This is a genomic window from Cupriavidus sp. H18C2, from assembly GCF_049393795.1.
Classification (GTDB): Bacteria; Pseudomonadota; Gammaproteobacteria; order Burkholderiales; family Burkholderiaceae; genus Cupriavidus; species Cupriavidus pauculus_C.
Window position 1 is genome coordinate 2074343 of record NZ_CP186010.1, and the last position, 13151, is coordinate 2087493.

12 protein-coding genes are annotated in these 13151 nt (G+C 65.9%); 2 read left to right on the plus strand and 10 right to left on the minus strand.

The window, feature by feature from the left end:
* Window positions 1-269 precede the first annotated feature (269 nt).
* The 5 genes from ugpQ to ugpB form a co-directional block, all read right to left on the minus strand.
* On the minus strand, window positions 270-1019 hold the full coding sequence (gene ugpQ / locus EPAKOI_RS09405; RefSeq protein ID WP_423192075.1) for a glycerophosphodiester phosphodiesterase: 750 nt from the start codon (window positions 1017-1019) through the stop codon (window positions 270-272).
* A complete protein-coding gene (locus EPAKOI_RS09410; RefSeq protein ID WP_423192076.1) occupies window positions 1016-2122 on the minus strand; it encodes a sn-glycerol-3-phosphate import ATP-binding protein UgpC in 1107 nt (368 codons plus the stop codon). Before EPAKOI_RS09410 ends, ugpQ begins: the two co-directional genes overlap by 4 nt.
* Window positions 2123-2131: 9 nt before the next feature.
* A complete protein-coding gene (gene ugpE / locus EPAKOI_RS09415; RefSeq protein WP_124684022.1) occupies window positions 2132-2980 on the minus strand; it encodes a sn-glycerol-3-phosphate ABC transporter permease UgpE in 849 nt (282 codons plus the stop codon).
* Window positions 2981-2994: 14 nt separating this feature from the next.
* Complete coding sequence (gene ugpA, locus EPAKOI_RS09420; protein WP_124684021.1) at window positions 2995-3876, minus strand: sn-glycerol-3-phosphate ABC transporter permease UgpA; 882 nt, start codon at window positions 3874-3876, stop codon at window positions 2995-2997.
* A gap of 102 nt (window positions 3877-3978) precedes the next feature.
* The gene (ugpB, locus tag EPAKOI_RS09425; protein ID WP_124684020.1) at window positions 3979-5289 is read right to left on the minus strand and encodes a sn-glycerol-3-phosphate ABC transporter substrate-binding protein UgpB; all 1311 of its coding nucleotides are present in this window, start codon (window positions 5287-5289) and stop codon (window positions 3979-3981) included.
* A gap of 205 nt (window positions 5290-5494) precedes the next feature.
* On the opposite strand from ugpB, the gene EPAKOI_RS09430 reads away from it, so the two are divergent.
* Entirely contained in the window at window positions 5495-6319 is an 825-nt protein-coding gene (locus tag EPAKOI_RS09430; RefSeq protein WP_423192077.1) for an HAD-IIB family hydrolase, read from the plus strand.
* A gap of 68 nt (window positions 6320-6387) precedes the next feature.
* On the opposite strand, the gene ntrC is transcribed toward EPAKOI_RS09430, so the two are convergent.
* The 4 genes from ntrC to EPAKOI_RS09450 form a co-directional block, all read right to left on the minus strand.
* Window positions 6388-7956 carry a nitrogen regulation protein NR(I) gene (ntrC, locus tag EPAKOI_RS09435; RefSeq protein WP_313840011.1) on the minus strand — a complete coding sequence of 523 codons (1569 nt, stop codon included), beginning with the start codon at window positions 7954-7956 and terminating at the stop codon, window positions 6388-6390.
* A gap of 88 nt (window positions 7957-8044) precedes the next feature.
* The gene (gene glnL / locus EPAKOI_RS09440) at window positions 8045-9199 is read right to left on the minus strand and encodes a nitrogen regulation protein NR(II) (RefSeq protein WP_124684018.1); all 1155 of its coding nucleotides are present in this window, start codon (window positions 9197-9199) and stop codon (window positions 8045-8047) included.
* Window positions 9200-9204: 5 nt separating this feature from the next.
* Window positions 9205-9777: a DUF4124 domain-containing protein gene (locus EPAKOI_RS09445; protein WP_423192078.1), complete on the minus strand. Its 573-nt coding sequence runs from the start codon at window positions 9775-9777 to the stop codon at window positions 9205-9207.
* Window positions 9778-9913: 136 nt separating this feature from the next.
* Window positions 9914-11329, minus strand: coding sequence for a 3-hydroxylaminophenol mutase (locus EPAKOI_RS09450; RefSeq protein ID WP_313840012.1), 1416 nt, complete (start codon window positions 11327-11329; stop codon window positions 9914-9916).
* 508 nt (window positions 11330-11837) lie between these two features.
* On the opposite strand from EPAKOI_RS09450, the gene EPAKOI_RS09455 reads away from it, so the two are divergent.
* Window positions 11838-12302 (plus strand): rhodanese-like domain-containing protein, encoded by a 465-nt coding sequence (locus tag EPAKOI_RS09455; RefSeq protein ID WP_423192079.1) that lies wholly within the window; start codon window positions 11838-11840, stop codon window positions 12300-12302.
* A gap of 37 nt (window positions 12303-12339) precedes the next feature.
* Here EPAKOI_RS09455 and EPAKOI_RS09460 read toward each other — a convergent pair whose 3' ends face one another.
* The gene (locus tag EPAKOI_RS09460) at window positions 12340-13140 is read right to left on the minus strand and encodes a competence/damage-inducible protein A (protein WP_423192080.1); all 801 of its coding nucleotides are present in this window, start codon (window positions 13138-13140) and stop codon (window positions 12340-12342) included.
* Window positions 13141-13151: the final 11 nt, after the last annotated feature.

The following is a 13151-nucleotide window of genomic DNA, read 5'->3' on the forward strand; positions in this document are numbered from 1 at the left end:
CGGAGTTAAGCGGGTTCATCAACCTTCCGCGACACGGCCTGACCGGTTAGCGGATTGCAAACAACTCTTGGGGGTCCTGCGGTTACCACCTTGAACGAACGGCACCCGGGGGTGCCGTCTGTCTTCGGTCTCGCCGCCAGACCCGAAAGGGCAAGTTGTGCGGGAAGGACCTAAGTCTTCACTCGCGGAGCATAGCACGTAATCCACTGGACAGTGGGGACTTTTCGTGATGCAAAATCGAGACACTGTGGACAGACTGTCCAGGAACGTTACGCGTCTGGTGCAATTACGTCGACGGCATCGGTAATCAGGCCGTCTAGGCCCCACGCCAGCAGGTCTTGCGCGCGGGCCGGGTCGTTGACGGTGTAGCTGAGTACCTTGAAGCCGGCCGCGTGGGCGTCGGCGATGACGCGGGCATCGAGTTCGCGATGGTTGGCGTCCAGCGCCACGCAGTCCAGGCGGCGCAGCCGGTCCAGCCAGTCGGCCGGCAGCTTGTCGAGCAGCAAGGCGCGCGGCAGGCCAGGCGCGGCCAGCCGCGCCGCTTCCAATGCAGCTTCGGAAAACGACGACAGCAGCGGCGGCACCGTGGCGTTCTGCCACAGCGAAAGTGCGTCCAGCGCCACGGCCGCGCCGGTGTGCGTCTCGGCGCCCGGCACGGGCTTGATCTCGATATTGACCAGGAAGCCGTTGGCCTGCGTGTAGCGGGCGACGGCCGCCAGCGTCGGGATCGGCTCGCCCGCAAACGCGGCCCCGTGCCAGCTGCCGGCATCGAGCTGCGCCAGTTCGCCGAGCGTCAGCGCATCGACCCGCCCGCGGCCAGAACTGGTGCGGTCCAGCGTCGCGTCGTGCATCAGCACCGTCTTGCCGTCGCCAGACAGCTTCACGTCGAACTCGAACATCCGGTAGCCGAACGACGCCCCGTGCCGGAACGCCGCCAGCGTGTTCTCGGGCGCCAGCTTGCCCGCGCCGCGATGGGCAATGTGGCGCGGATACGGCCAGTGCGTGCCGATATCGCTCATGCCAGCGCCTCGATCCGCCTGCCGTGCTGCATGTCGAAGAAATGCAGGTGATCGGCCGACGCAGTGATCGGCAGCCGGTCGCCGGCGCGCACCGGCATGTGGCTGTCCAGCCGGACGACCACGGGCTGGCCGCCCAGCGATCCATAGGCAAACGAATCGGCGCCCAGCGCCTCCACCACGCGCACGTCCACTTCGGCGATGGCCTCGTGCGTGGCGCACGGCTCGATGTGTTCGGGCCGCAGGCCCATCAGCGCCTGCTCCGGCAGGTGCAGGCCCATCGGCAGGTGGCCCAGCGTGGCCGACTCGGCCTGGCCTTCCCGGGGCACCACGCGCATCTGCGCCCCGCCCTGCCCCGCCCCATTGCGCACCACCGGCACCAGGTTCATCGGCGGCGAGCCGATGAAACTGGCCACGAACGTGCTGGCCGGGCGCGCATAGACTTCCAGCGGCGTGCCGATCTGTTCGACGCGGCCGCCGTTGAGCACCATCATGCGGTCGGCCAGCGTCATGGCCTCCACCTGGTCGTGCGTGACGTAGAGGCTGGTCGTCTTCAGGCGCCGATGCAGGTCCTTCAACTCCAGCCGCATCTGCACGCGCAGCTTGGCGTCCAGGTTCGACAGCGGCTCGTCGAACAGGAACACCGCCGGCTCGCGGACGATCGCCCGACCCATGGCCACGCGCTGGCGCTGGCCGCCGGACAGCTCGCGCGGCTTGCGCTCCAGCAGCGGGGCCAGTTCCAGGATGCCGGCCGCGTGCTTCACGCGCTGCTCAATCTCGGCCTTGGCCATGCCGCGGATCTTGAGCCCGTAGGCCATGTTGTCGTACACGCTCATGTGCGGATAGAGCGCGTAGTTCTGGAACACCATCGCGATGTCGCGCGCGGCCGGCTCCAGGTCGTTGACGACGTTGTCGCCAATCCACACCTCGCCGCCCGTGATCGTTTCCAGCCCGGCCACCATGCGCAGCAGCGTGGATTTGCCGCAGCCCGACGGGCCCACGATCACGATGAACTCGCCGTCGGCGATTTCCATGTCGATGCCGTGGACGACCTGCGTGCCGCCGGGATAGGTTTTCTGTACGTTGCGTAGAGACAGCTTAGCCATGCCTTGCCCTTATTTTTCCGTTTCCACGAGGCCCTTGACGAACCAGCGTTGCATCAGCACCACGACCACGGCCGGCGGAATCATCGCCAGCATCACCGTGGCCATCACGAGGTTCCAGTCGGTGGCGGCGTCGCCGGAACGGGAGATCATCTGCGTCACGCCCACCACCACGGGCGTCATCGACTTCTGCGTGGTGATCAGCAGCGGCCACAGATACTGGTTCCAGCCATAGATGAACTGGATCACGAACAGCGCTGCGATGCTGGTGCGCGACAGCGGCAGCACCACGTCCCAGAAAAAGCGCAACGGGCCGGCGCCGTCGATGCGCGCCGCCTCGGCCAGTTCGTCCGGGATGGTCAGGAAGAACTGCCGGAACAGGAACGTGGCCGTGGCCGACGCGATGATCGGGATCGTCAGGCCGAAGTAGCTGTCCAGCAGGCCCAGGTCGGACACCACCTTGTACGTCGGCAGGATCCGCACCTCCACCGGCAGCATCAGCGTGATGAAGATCATCCAGAAGAACGTTTTCCGCAGCGGAAATCGGAAATAGACGATGGCGAAAGCCGAGATGATCGAAATGGCGATCTTCCCCAGCGCGATGCCCAGGGCCATGATCAGGCTGTTCTTCATCATCGTCGACACCGGCGACGCGGCCTCGCCCACGCCCTGGAACAGCACGGTGCGATAGTTCTCGATCAGGTGGCTGCCCGGCAGCAGCGTCATCGGCGCATCCAGCACCTGCTCGGCGGTCAGCGTGGACGCCACGAAGGTCAGGTACACCGGGAAAGCCACCACGATGATGCCCAGTATCAGCACCACGTGGGTGATGAAGTCCAGTACAGGACGACGTTCTACCATTCTCGTTTCTCCTGTCAGTACTGGACCTTGCGTTCCACGTAGCGGAACTGCACCACGGTCAGCGCGATCACGATCACCATCAGCACCACCGACTGCGCCGCCGACCCGCCGATGTCCATGCCGCGGAAGCCGTCGTGGAACACCTTGTAGACGAGCGTGTTGGTCGAGTTGAACGGGCCGCCGTGCGTCACGGCGTCGATGATTGCGAAGGTGTCGAAGAACGCATAGACCACGTTGATCACGAGCAGGAAGAACGTGGTCGGCGAAAGTAAAGGAAATACGATGGACCAGAACCGCTTCCAGGGCCCGGCGCCGTCGATGGCGGCCGCCTCGATCAGCGATTTCGGAATGCTCTGCAGCCCGGCCAGGAAGAACAGGAAGTTGTAGCTGATCTGCTTCCAGGCCGCCGCCAGCACCACCAGCAGCAGCGCCTGGTTGCCATTGAGCAGGAAGTTCCAGTCCACGCCCATCTGGCGCAGCGCGTACGACACCACGCCCAGCGTCGGGTTGAACATGAACATCCAGAGCACGCCCGCCACGGCCGGCGCCACGGCGTACGGCCAGATCAGCAGCGTCTTGTAGCCCGTGGCGGCGCGCACCACGCGGTCGGCAAAGTAGGCCAGCAGCAGCGCCACCGACAGACCCACCACGGTCACGCCGATCGCGAACACGGCCGTTACCTGAAATGCCTCGACGTACTGGGGGTCCTTCCAGAGCGCGACGAAGTTGTCGAGCCCGACGAAATCAAGGTTGATGCCGAAGGCATCCTGCTGCAGCATCGACTGCCACAGCGCCTGCCCGGCGGGCAGGAAAAAGAAGATCAGCGTGATGACGATCTGCGGCAACACCAGCAGGTACGGCAGCCACGGCGACCGGAAGACGACGCGTTTTTCCATCGTTTGGATTCCGATTCGACACCGAGAAACACAATGCAAACGGGCGACGGTGGTGGCCGCCGCCCGCTGGAGACCTGGCGCCGCGGGGTGCGGCGCGGGGGGTTACTCGCGCGCGGTCTTCTGGAAGCGCTCGAGCTGTTCGTTGCCGCGGGCCACGGCGGCGTCCAGCGCCGCCTTGGGCTCCTTCTTGCCGGCCCACACCGCTTCCAGTTCCTCGTCGACGATGGTACGGATCTGAACCAGGTTGCCCAGGCGCACGCCGCGCGACTTCTCGGTGGTCTTCACGACCATCTGCTGGACCGACACGTCAGCGCCGGGGTTCTTGTCGTAGTAGCCCGACTTCTTGGTCAGCTCGTAGGCGGCCGTGGTCACCGGCAGGTAGCCGGTGGCCTGGTGCCAGTCAGACTGGATTTCCGGCTGCGACAGGAACGTGAAGAACTTGGCCACGCCCTTGTATTCCTCGGCCTTCTTGCCGCCCATCACCCACAGCGACGCGCCGCCGATGATCGTGTTCTGCGGGGCGCCCTGCACGTCCGGGTAGTACGGAAGCTGCGACACGCCAAACTGGAATTTGGCGTTCTTGCGAATATTCGCCAGCGACGCCGACGAGCCCGTGAACATCGCGCACTCGCCGTTGTAGAACTTGGCCTGCGACTCGGCCTTGCGGCCGCCATAGCTGAAGTAGCCCTTCTTGACCATGTCCTGCAGGTTCGTCACGTGCTTCACGTGCAACGGGCTGTTGAAGACCAGGCGCGCGTCGGTGCCGCCAAAGCCGTTGTTCTTGCTCGCGAACAGCGTGTTGTGCCAGGCCGAGAAGCTTTCCAGGTGCACCCAGCTCTGCCAGTCGGTGGTGTACGCGCAGTTCACGCCGGCCGCCTTGAGCTTGGCCGAGTACTGCATCACCTCGGGCCAGGTCTTAGGGGCGTCGTTCAGGCCGGCCTTCTTGAAGGCGTCCTTGTTGTAATAGAACACCGTCGTCGAGCTGTTGAACGGGAACGACAGCATCTCGCCCTTGGACGACGTGTAGTAGCCAGCCACGGCCGGGATGTACGCCTTCTGGTCGAACTTCTCGCCGGCGTCCTTCATGACCGCGGACACGGGCTTGATGGCGCCCTTGGCGCTCATCATCGTGGCCGTGCCAACCTCGAACACCTGCAGGATGGCCGGGGCGCCGCCGGCGCGGAACGCCGCGATGCCGGCCGCCATCGTCTCGTCGTAGTTGCCCTTGTTGACGGGCACGATCTTGTACTCGGACTGGCTGGCGTTGAACTTGTTGGCGATCTCGTTGACCTTGTCGTTCAGCGCGCCCTGCATGGCGTGCCACCACTGGATCTCGACGGCTGCATGGGCCGTGCCGGCCAGGGCCAGGCTGGCCACGGCGGCGAACTTCATCGCAAAACGCGGAAAGGACATGTGTTTCTCCTGAGGCTGGATCGGTCGACCAATTTTTTTGAAAAAGCGACCGACTGTATGCATTTTTTGTGACAGGCATGTTACGCCGCTCCGCTGTCATCGAACAGCGGGCAAACCCGGCCTTGCCAAGCGGTTGTTGCAGCATATTGACGACCGGCAATTTGCGGCGGTCCGGCGCCGGCCCGCGGGGCTACAATGCCCGGCCATGACCGTACCGACTCCCCCGGCGCCCCCGACGCCCTTCTCCGCGCTGCCCGCCGCCGCGCTGCGCCGCGTGCGCGGCATCCTGACCGACATCGACGGCACGCTGACCACCGACGGCCGGCTGCCCGCGTCCACCTACGTGGCGATGGACCGGCTCAAGCGCGCCGGCCTGCATGTGATTCCGGTGACGGGCCGCTGCATCGCCTGGGCCGAGATTCTGACCCGGCTGTGGCCGGTGGACGCCATCATCGGCGAAAACGGCGCGTTCTACTCGCATCTGGTCGACAATAAGCTGGTCACCCGCTTCCTGGACGATGCCGCCACGCGCGAGTCCAACCTGTTCCGCATCCACGCGCTGGGCCAGCAGATCCTGCGCGAGGTGCCCGGCTGCGCGCTGGCATCGGACCAGGCATGGCACGCCGCAGACCTGGCCATCGACCATGCCGAGGACGTCGCGCCGCTGCCCCAGCCGGCCGTGGACCGCATCGTCGCCATCATGCGCAACGCCGGCATGACGGCCACGGTCAGCTCGATCCACGTCAACGGCTGGTTTGGCCGGCACGACAAGCTGTCGATGAGCCGGCTCTGCGTGGCCGAATTGCTAGGCGACGACCTGGACGCCGCGCGCGACGAATGGCTGTTCATTGGCGATTCGGCCAACGACGTGGCGATGTTCGGCCATTTCCCGCTGTCGGTCGGCGTTGCCAACGTGCGCGACATCCTGGACAAACTGCCAGTCAAGCCGGCGTTCATCACCGAAGCGGCCGGCGGCGAGGGGTTCACCGAGATGGCCGACCGGGTGCTGCAACTGCGCCAGGGCGCCTGACGCCGCAATGGAAAAGGGAGGCCGCAGCCTCCCTTCCCTTTCTCCCTTCTGCTCGGCGTCGCCGGACTTCAGTCGAATCCCAGTTCCTGCAGCTTCCGGGTAATCGTATTCCGGCCAATTCCCAGCCGCGTGGCGGCTTCCACGCGACGGCCACGGGTGACGCCGAGCGCGGCCTCCAGCACGGCCTTTTCGAAACGGCGCGTCAGCAGGTCCATCACTTCGGGCTGGCCGGCCTCAAGCATCGTCTTGGCTTCGCCAGCCAGCAGACTCTCCCAGCTCTGCGTGACGGCGGCGGCGGCATAGGCCGGGGCCAGCGCCTGCGGGGCGCCCAGCACCGGCGGCCGGGTGGCGACCATCGTGTCGCCGTCGGCGCCGGGCATGCCCATGCTGTAGTCGGACGTTTCCACCGCGTCGTAGTCGCCGGACGGGCGCGGATCGGCCGCCAGCGGGCGCGATGCGGCCAGGCCGTCGTGCTCGCCATGGCCGGCGTCGATCATCTCGCGCGGCAAGTCCTTGACCTCGATCGTCTGCGCGGGCGCCATCACGGTCAGCCAGTTGCACAGGTTTTCCAGCTGCCGCACGTTGCCCGGGAACGGCAGCGTGCTGACGTAGGCCAGCGCGTCGTCGGACATCCGCTTGGGCTCGACGCCCAGTTCCTTGGCGCTCTTCTGCAGGAAATGGCGCGCCAGCAGCGTGATGTCCTCGGGCCGCTCGCGCAGCGGCGGCAGGCGCAGCCGGATCACGTTCAGGCGGTGGAACAAGTCCTCGCGGAACAGCCCTTCCTTGACCCGCGTCTCCAGGTTCTGGTGGGTGGCCGCGATGACGCGCACGTTGGCGCGCAGCGGGTTGTGGCCGCCCACGCGATAGAAGTTGCCGTCCGACAGCACGCGCAGCAGCCGTGTCTGCAGGTCGAATGGCATGTCGCCAATTTCGTCCAGGAACAGCGTGCCGCCCTCGGCCTGCTCGAAGCGGCCCCGGCGCATGGTCTGCGCGCCCGTGAACGCGCCGCGCTCATGGCCGAACAGTTCCGATTCCAGCAGGTCCTTGGGGATGGCCGCCGTGTTCAGCGCGATGAACGGCCCGTTGGCGCGCGGGCTGTGCTTGTGCAGCGCCCGGGCCACCAGTTCCTTGCCGGTGCCGGACTCGCCGGTGATCATCACGGTCACGTTCGACTGCGACAGCCGGCCGATGGCGCGGAATACGTCCTGCATGGCCGGCGCCTGGCCCAGTATCTCGGGCGCATCGACGAGCCGGTCGTCCATTTCCTCCTCGCGCAGGCTTTCTTCCAGCGCGCGGCGGATCAGCTCGACGGCCTTGTCGACATCGAACGGCTTGGCCAGGTATTCGAAGGCGCCGCCCTGGAACGCCGCCACGGCGCTGTCCAGGTCCGAGTAGGCCGTCATCACGATGACCGGCAGCCCCGGATGGCGGGCCTTGATGGCCTGGAGCAGGTCCAGCCCCGAGCCACCGGGCATGCGGATATCGGAAATCAGGACCTGCGGCTCGTCTTCCTCCAGCGCCGCGAGCACGTCGCGGACGTTGGTAAAACTGCGGGAGAGCAGGCTTTCACGGGCAAGGGCCTTTTCGAGGACCCAGCGGATTGATTGATCGTCGTCGACTATCCAGATCGGCTTCATGTGCGTCGCTTGTCTGCTCGGTGTCATGTGGTCTCCCGTGTGGCCCACTGGGTCGCCCCGCCCGAAGCGTCGATACGCCGATCGACGGTCAGTGCAGCGGCAGCAGGATACGGAAGTCGGTACAGCCCGGCCGGCTCTCGCATTCGATCAAGCCCTCGTGCTGCTGCACGAAGGTTTGAGCGAGTGTGAGACCGAGACCGCTACCGCCATCCCTCCCCGACACCAGCGGATAGAAGATGCGTTCGCGAATGTCCTCGGGGATGCCCGGGCCGTTGTCTATCACATGCAAGTCCAATGCCAGCTTGTACAAACGCTTGGCAATCGTGACCTGGCGCGCCACCCGCGTGCGCAGCACGATCTGGGCATCGCCCTGCGCAATGCGCTCGTGCAGCGCCTGGGCCGCGTTGTGGACGATGTTCAGCACGGCCTGGATCAGTTGCTCCATGTCGCCGCGCAGTTCGGGCAGGCTGGCGTCGTAGTCGCGCACGATGTCGAGCCCGTTCGGGAATTCGGCCAGCACGACCGATCGCACGCGTTCCAGCACCTCGTGGATGTTCAGCTCGGACACGATGTGCGGATGCCGGTGCGGCTCCAGCAGGCGGTCCACCAGCGTCTGCAGCCGGTCGGACTCCTTGATGATGACCTGCGTGTACTCGCGCAGCGCCCGCTCGGGCAGTTCGAACTCCAGCAGCTGCGCCGCGCCGCGGATGCCGCCCAGCGGGTTCTTGATCTCGTGGGCCAGGTTGCGGATCAGTTCCTTGTTGGCCGACGTCAGGTCCAGGATGCGCTCCTCGCGGTCGCTGCGCACCTTCTGCTCGTTCAGCAGGATCTCCACCAGCACCGTGCTGGCATGGCTCTCGATGCCGCCGACCACCACGTGCGCGTGCATCGGCTCCTGCAGCGGCGGGCGCAGCACCAGGTCCTGCCGGCGCACGTCGACCTGGCGGGCGATCACGGTCTCGATCATCGTGTCCAGCTCTTCCGAGGCGCCGAACAGGTCGGGCAGCGTCAGCTCGACCATGGCCTTGCGCGACATCGCAAAGCTGGCCTCGGCGGCCGGGTTGGCATAGACCACGTGCAGCCCGGGCTGGCGCACCAGCAGCACCGGGTTGGCCACCACGTCCAGGCCGGGATGGAACGCCACGTCGCCCAGCGGCAGGATGTCGGCGTCCAGGTCCGGCGCCTCCGGCTTGCGGTCGGCTCCGGTGACCTTGCGGGAGACTCCGCGAATCAGGCGACGCATGGGCTTCAGTCCTTCAGGTTCGACAGTTCGCGCCGCAGCGACGCCACGTTGGCCTCGCTGCGCGCCACGTCATCGCGCAGCCGTGCCGTGCGATCGAGATATTTCTGATAGTTGCGCTCGTTGCCCTGGCGCTCGGGCTCGCCGTTGTTGTACTCGGCGCGCAGCCCGGCCAGGCGTAATTCCTCGGCCTGCAGCTCCTGCTCCAGCACCGACCGGCGCTCGCTGTCGCGGTTCTTCTGCGTGGCGCTGTCCACGCGCGGGAACGCGGCCGGCGACGTGGCGGCAGCCTTCGTCCCCGACGTCACCGCGCCGCTGGTGCGGCCGCCCGGCACGGTCACCACGTCCGGCAGGTTCAGCTTCTTGCAGTCCTTGCTGTTGCCGGGATTGCCGTTGCGGTACTCGGGCACGCCGCTGGCGCCCTTGCACAGGTACACGTCCGACGACTGCGCGGCCGCCGGCGCCATCCAGGCGCCCAGCGCGATGGCAGCCATCGTCACCAGAATGGGGAAACGCACCCGCATCTGGTGCGGCAGCACGCTGCCGGCCATGCGGAAACCCTTGTTCGAAATCGCTTTCATGAACGTCGCCATGACGGTTAGGGAAGGAGCCCCATTCTAGCGATCAACGTCGCCGATAAAACAAAAAGGGACAGCCGAAGCCGCCCCTTCCTGGTGCAACTGTTGCCCGGTCACAACCTGGCAACCCGTTCTCGCTTTACAGCGAGTAGTACATGTCGAACTCGATCGGGTGCGTCGTCATGCGGAAACGCGTGACTTCTTCCATCTTGAGTTCGATGTAGGCGTCGATCATCGAGTTCGAGAACACGCCGCCACGGGTCAGGAACTCGCGGTCGTTGTCCAGGTACTCCAGCGACTGGTCCAGGCTCGAGCAGACGGTCGGGATCTTCGCGTCTTCTTCGGGCGGCAGGTCGTACAGGTTCTTGTCGGCGGCTTCGCCCGGATGGATCTTGTTCATCACGCCGTCCAGGCCGGCCATCAGCAGCGCCGAGAAGCCCAGGTACGGGTTCATCAGCGGATCCGGGAAGCGCGTCTCGATGCGGCGGCCCTTCGGGTTGGCCACGTACGGGATGCGGATCGAGGCCGAGCGGTTGCGGGCCGAGTAGGCCAGCTTCACCGGGGCTTCGAAGCCCGGCACCAGGCGCTTGTACGAGTTCGTGCCCGGGTTGGTGATGGCGTTCAGCGCGCGGGCGTGCTTGATGATGCCGCCGATGTAGTACAGCGCGAATTCCGACAGGCCGGCGTAGCCGTTGCCCGCGAACAGGTTCTGGCCGTCCTTCCACACCGACTGGTGGACGTGCATGCCCGAACCGTTGTCGCCCACCACCGGCTTCGGCATGAACGTGGCGGTCTTGCCGTAGGTGTGCGCAACGTTCTGGATCACGTACTTCTGCAGTTGCGTCCAGTCGGCGCGCTGCACCAGCGTGCTGAACTTCGTGCCGATTTCGTTCTGGCCCTGGCCAGCCACTTCGTGGTGGTGCACTTCAACCGGAATGCCCAGCGATTCCAGGATCAGGCACATTTCCGAACGCATGTCCTGGAACGTGTCGATCGGGGCGACCGGGAAGTAGCCGCCCTTCTTGCCCGGACGGTGGCCGCTGTTGCCGTGCTCGAATTCCTTGGCCGACGACCACGGTGCTTCTTCCGACTGGATCTTCACCGAGCAGCCCTGCATGTCGATGTTCCAGGTCACGCCGTCGAAGATGAAGAACTCGGGTTCCGGACCGAAGAAGGCGGTGTCGCCCAGGCCAGTGCTCTTCAGGTAGGCCTCGGCGCGCTTGGCGATCGAGCGCGGGTCGCGGTCGTAGCCCTTGCCGTCCGACGGTTCGATCACGTCGCAGGTCAGGACCAGGGTCGGTTCTTCATAGAACGGGTCGATGTAGGCGGTACCCGAATCCGGCATCAGCAGCATGTCCGACGCTTCGATACCCTTCCAGCCGGCGATGGACGAACCGTCAAAGGCGTGGCCGCTTTCGAACTTGTCTTCGTCGAAGTGCGACGTCGGAACCGAGACGTGCTGTTCCTTGCCCTTGGTATCCGTGAAGCGGAAGTCGACGAACTTGACGTCGTTTTCCTTCACGAGCTTCATCACATCTGCAACGCTCTGCGCCATGCCTATCTCCTGGAAATTCGAGGCTGTGTCTGAGAAAGCCATTGTTGGTGCGACCTCCGGACCCGCCGATCTGGCCGCCCCAAAAGGGACGAGGGATGTTAGCAGAAAGCATGCCAACGCCCGCCCCGACGGGGCCGCCAATCGCACAGACTTCCCGAAAAACGTGCATCTGCGGCCAAGTCGGCACCGTGGAGGCGATTCCGGATTGCATGCAATCCTCTCTGCCGCGCGATCCGGCCACGCGCTGGCGCGGCCGGAGGGCCTGTCCGCCATCCATGAAACACCAATCTGGTGCATGATTCAAGCTACCGCACCGTATCGGTGCCTTCGCCGCCTACCCGCACCAGAACGAGGCATTTCACGCAGGTCATTTTTCGGGCCGCTCGCAACGGCCGGGCGCTAGAATAGCGCCGATTCCGGCCGGTTCCCAGCGAAGATTTGGGCTTTGTTGCCATGACATCGGGCCGACGCCGGACTTGCCCGCTTTCTATTGACTCCGCCGCACACAATGACTACCCGAGACACGCTCCTCCAGGCCGCCCACGACCGCCAGCAACAGGGCCAGCTTGCCTACTACGGCGCCCTCACCCCGCAGGAAGCATACGCCCTGCTGCAGGCCGACCCGCGCGCCGTCCTGGTCGACGTGCGCACGCAGGCGGAGCTGGACTGGGTGGGCAGCGTGGCCGTGCCGGACGAGCAGTTTGCCCATGTGGAGTGGTCGACGTACCCCGGCGGCACCCAGAACCCGAATTTCGTGGCCGAGCTGAAGGCCCGCGTGCCGCAGGACGCCCCGGTGCTGTTCCTGTGCCGCAGCGCCGCCCGCTCCAAGCATGCGGCGCGCGTGGCCACCGAGGCCGGCTACACGCTGGCGATGGATGTACTGGAAGGGTTCGAAGGCGCCCGCGACGACGCCCACCATCGCAAGACCGTGGAAGGCTGGTGCTTCCGCGGCCTGCCGTGGCACGGGGCCTGATGGGTTCCTGAAGGTTCTTGCTCGGGCGCTGTGCGCCCTACTGCCCGACGATCTCGAAGCCCATGCCGCGCACGCCGTCCAGCAGCATCGCGTACGCCGGCAGAACCAGGTCCGCCGGCCCCTTCACGCCCAGGTCGATATGGCGCCGCGCAAAGCGGTCGCCGCGGCTGACATCGCCCACCGACGGCAGGCTGAACACGCGGATGCCCGGGAACGTGGCTTCCACCTGCTCCATCAGCGGCGTCAGCGTCGACTCCGGCGCCTCGAACACGTAGAACGCCCGCGACTGCTCGGCGTCCAGGTGGAACAGGTCGGTGTAGTAGTGGTCGAGCACCCATTCCATCATCGGCCACGCCATCACCGGGAAGCCCGGCATGAAATGGTGGTCGGCCACCGAGAAGCCCGGAATACGGTTGTAACTGTTCGGGATGATCCGCGAGCCCACCGGGAATTCGCCCATCTTGAAGCGGTGCTGGTTCTCGGGCGTGTTCAGGTCGGCCTTGACCGGATCGCCGTTGGCCGATTCCGCGATGCGCAGCGCGATCTGCTCGCGCGCCTCGGGGTGCAGCGCCAGTTCCACGCCCAGCGCGGCGGCCGCGCACTGGCGCGTATGGTCGTCCGGCGTGGCGCCGATGCCGCCCGTGCAAAACACCACGTCCGGGCCGGCAAACGTGCGCCGCAGCGTGGCGGTAATGCGCCCGCGCTCGTCGCCCACGTACTCGGCCCAGTCCAGCGCCAGCCCGCGCGCGCCCAGCAGTTCGATGGTGCGGCGCATGTGCTTGTCCTCGCGGCGTCCCGACAGGATCTCGTCGCCGATGACAATCAATCCGAAACCCATGATGCCCCTTC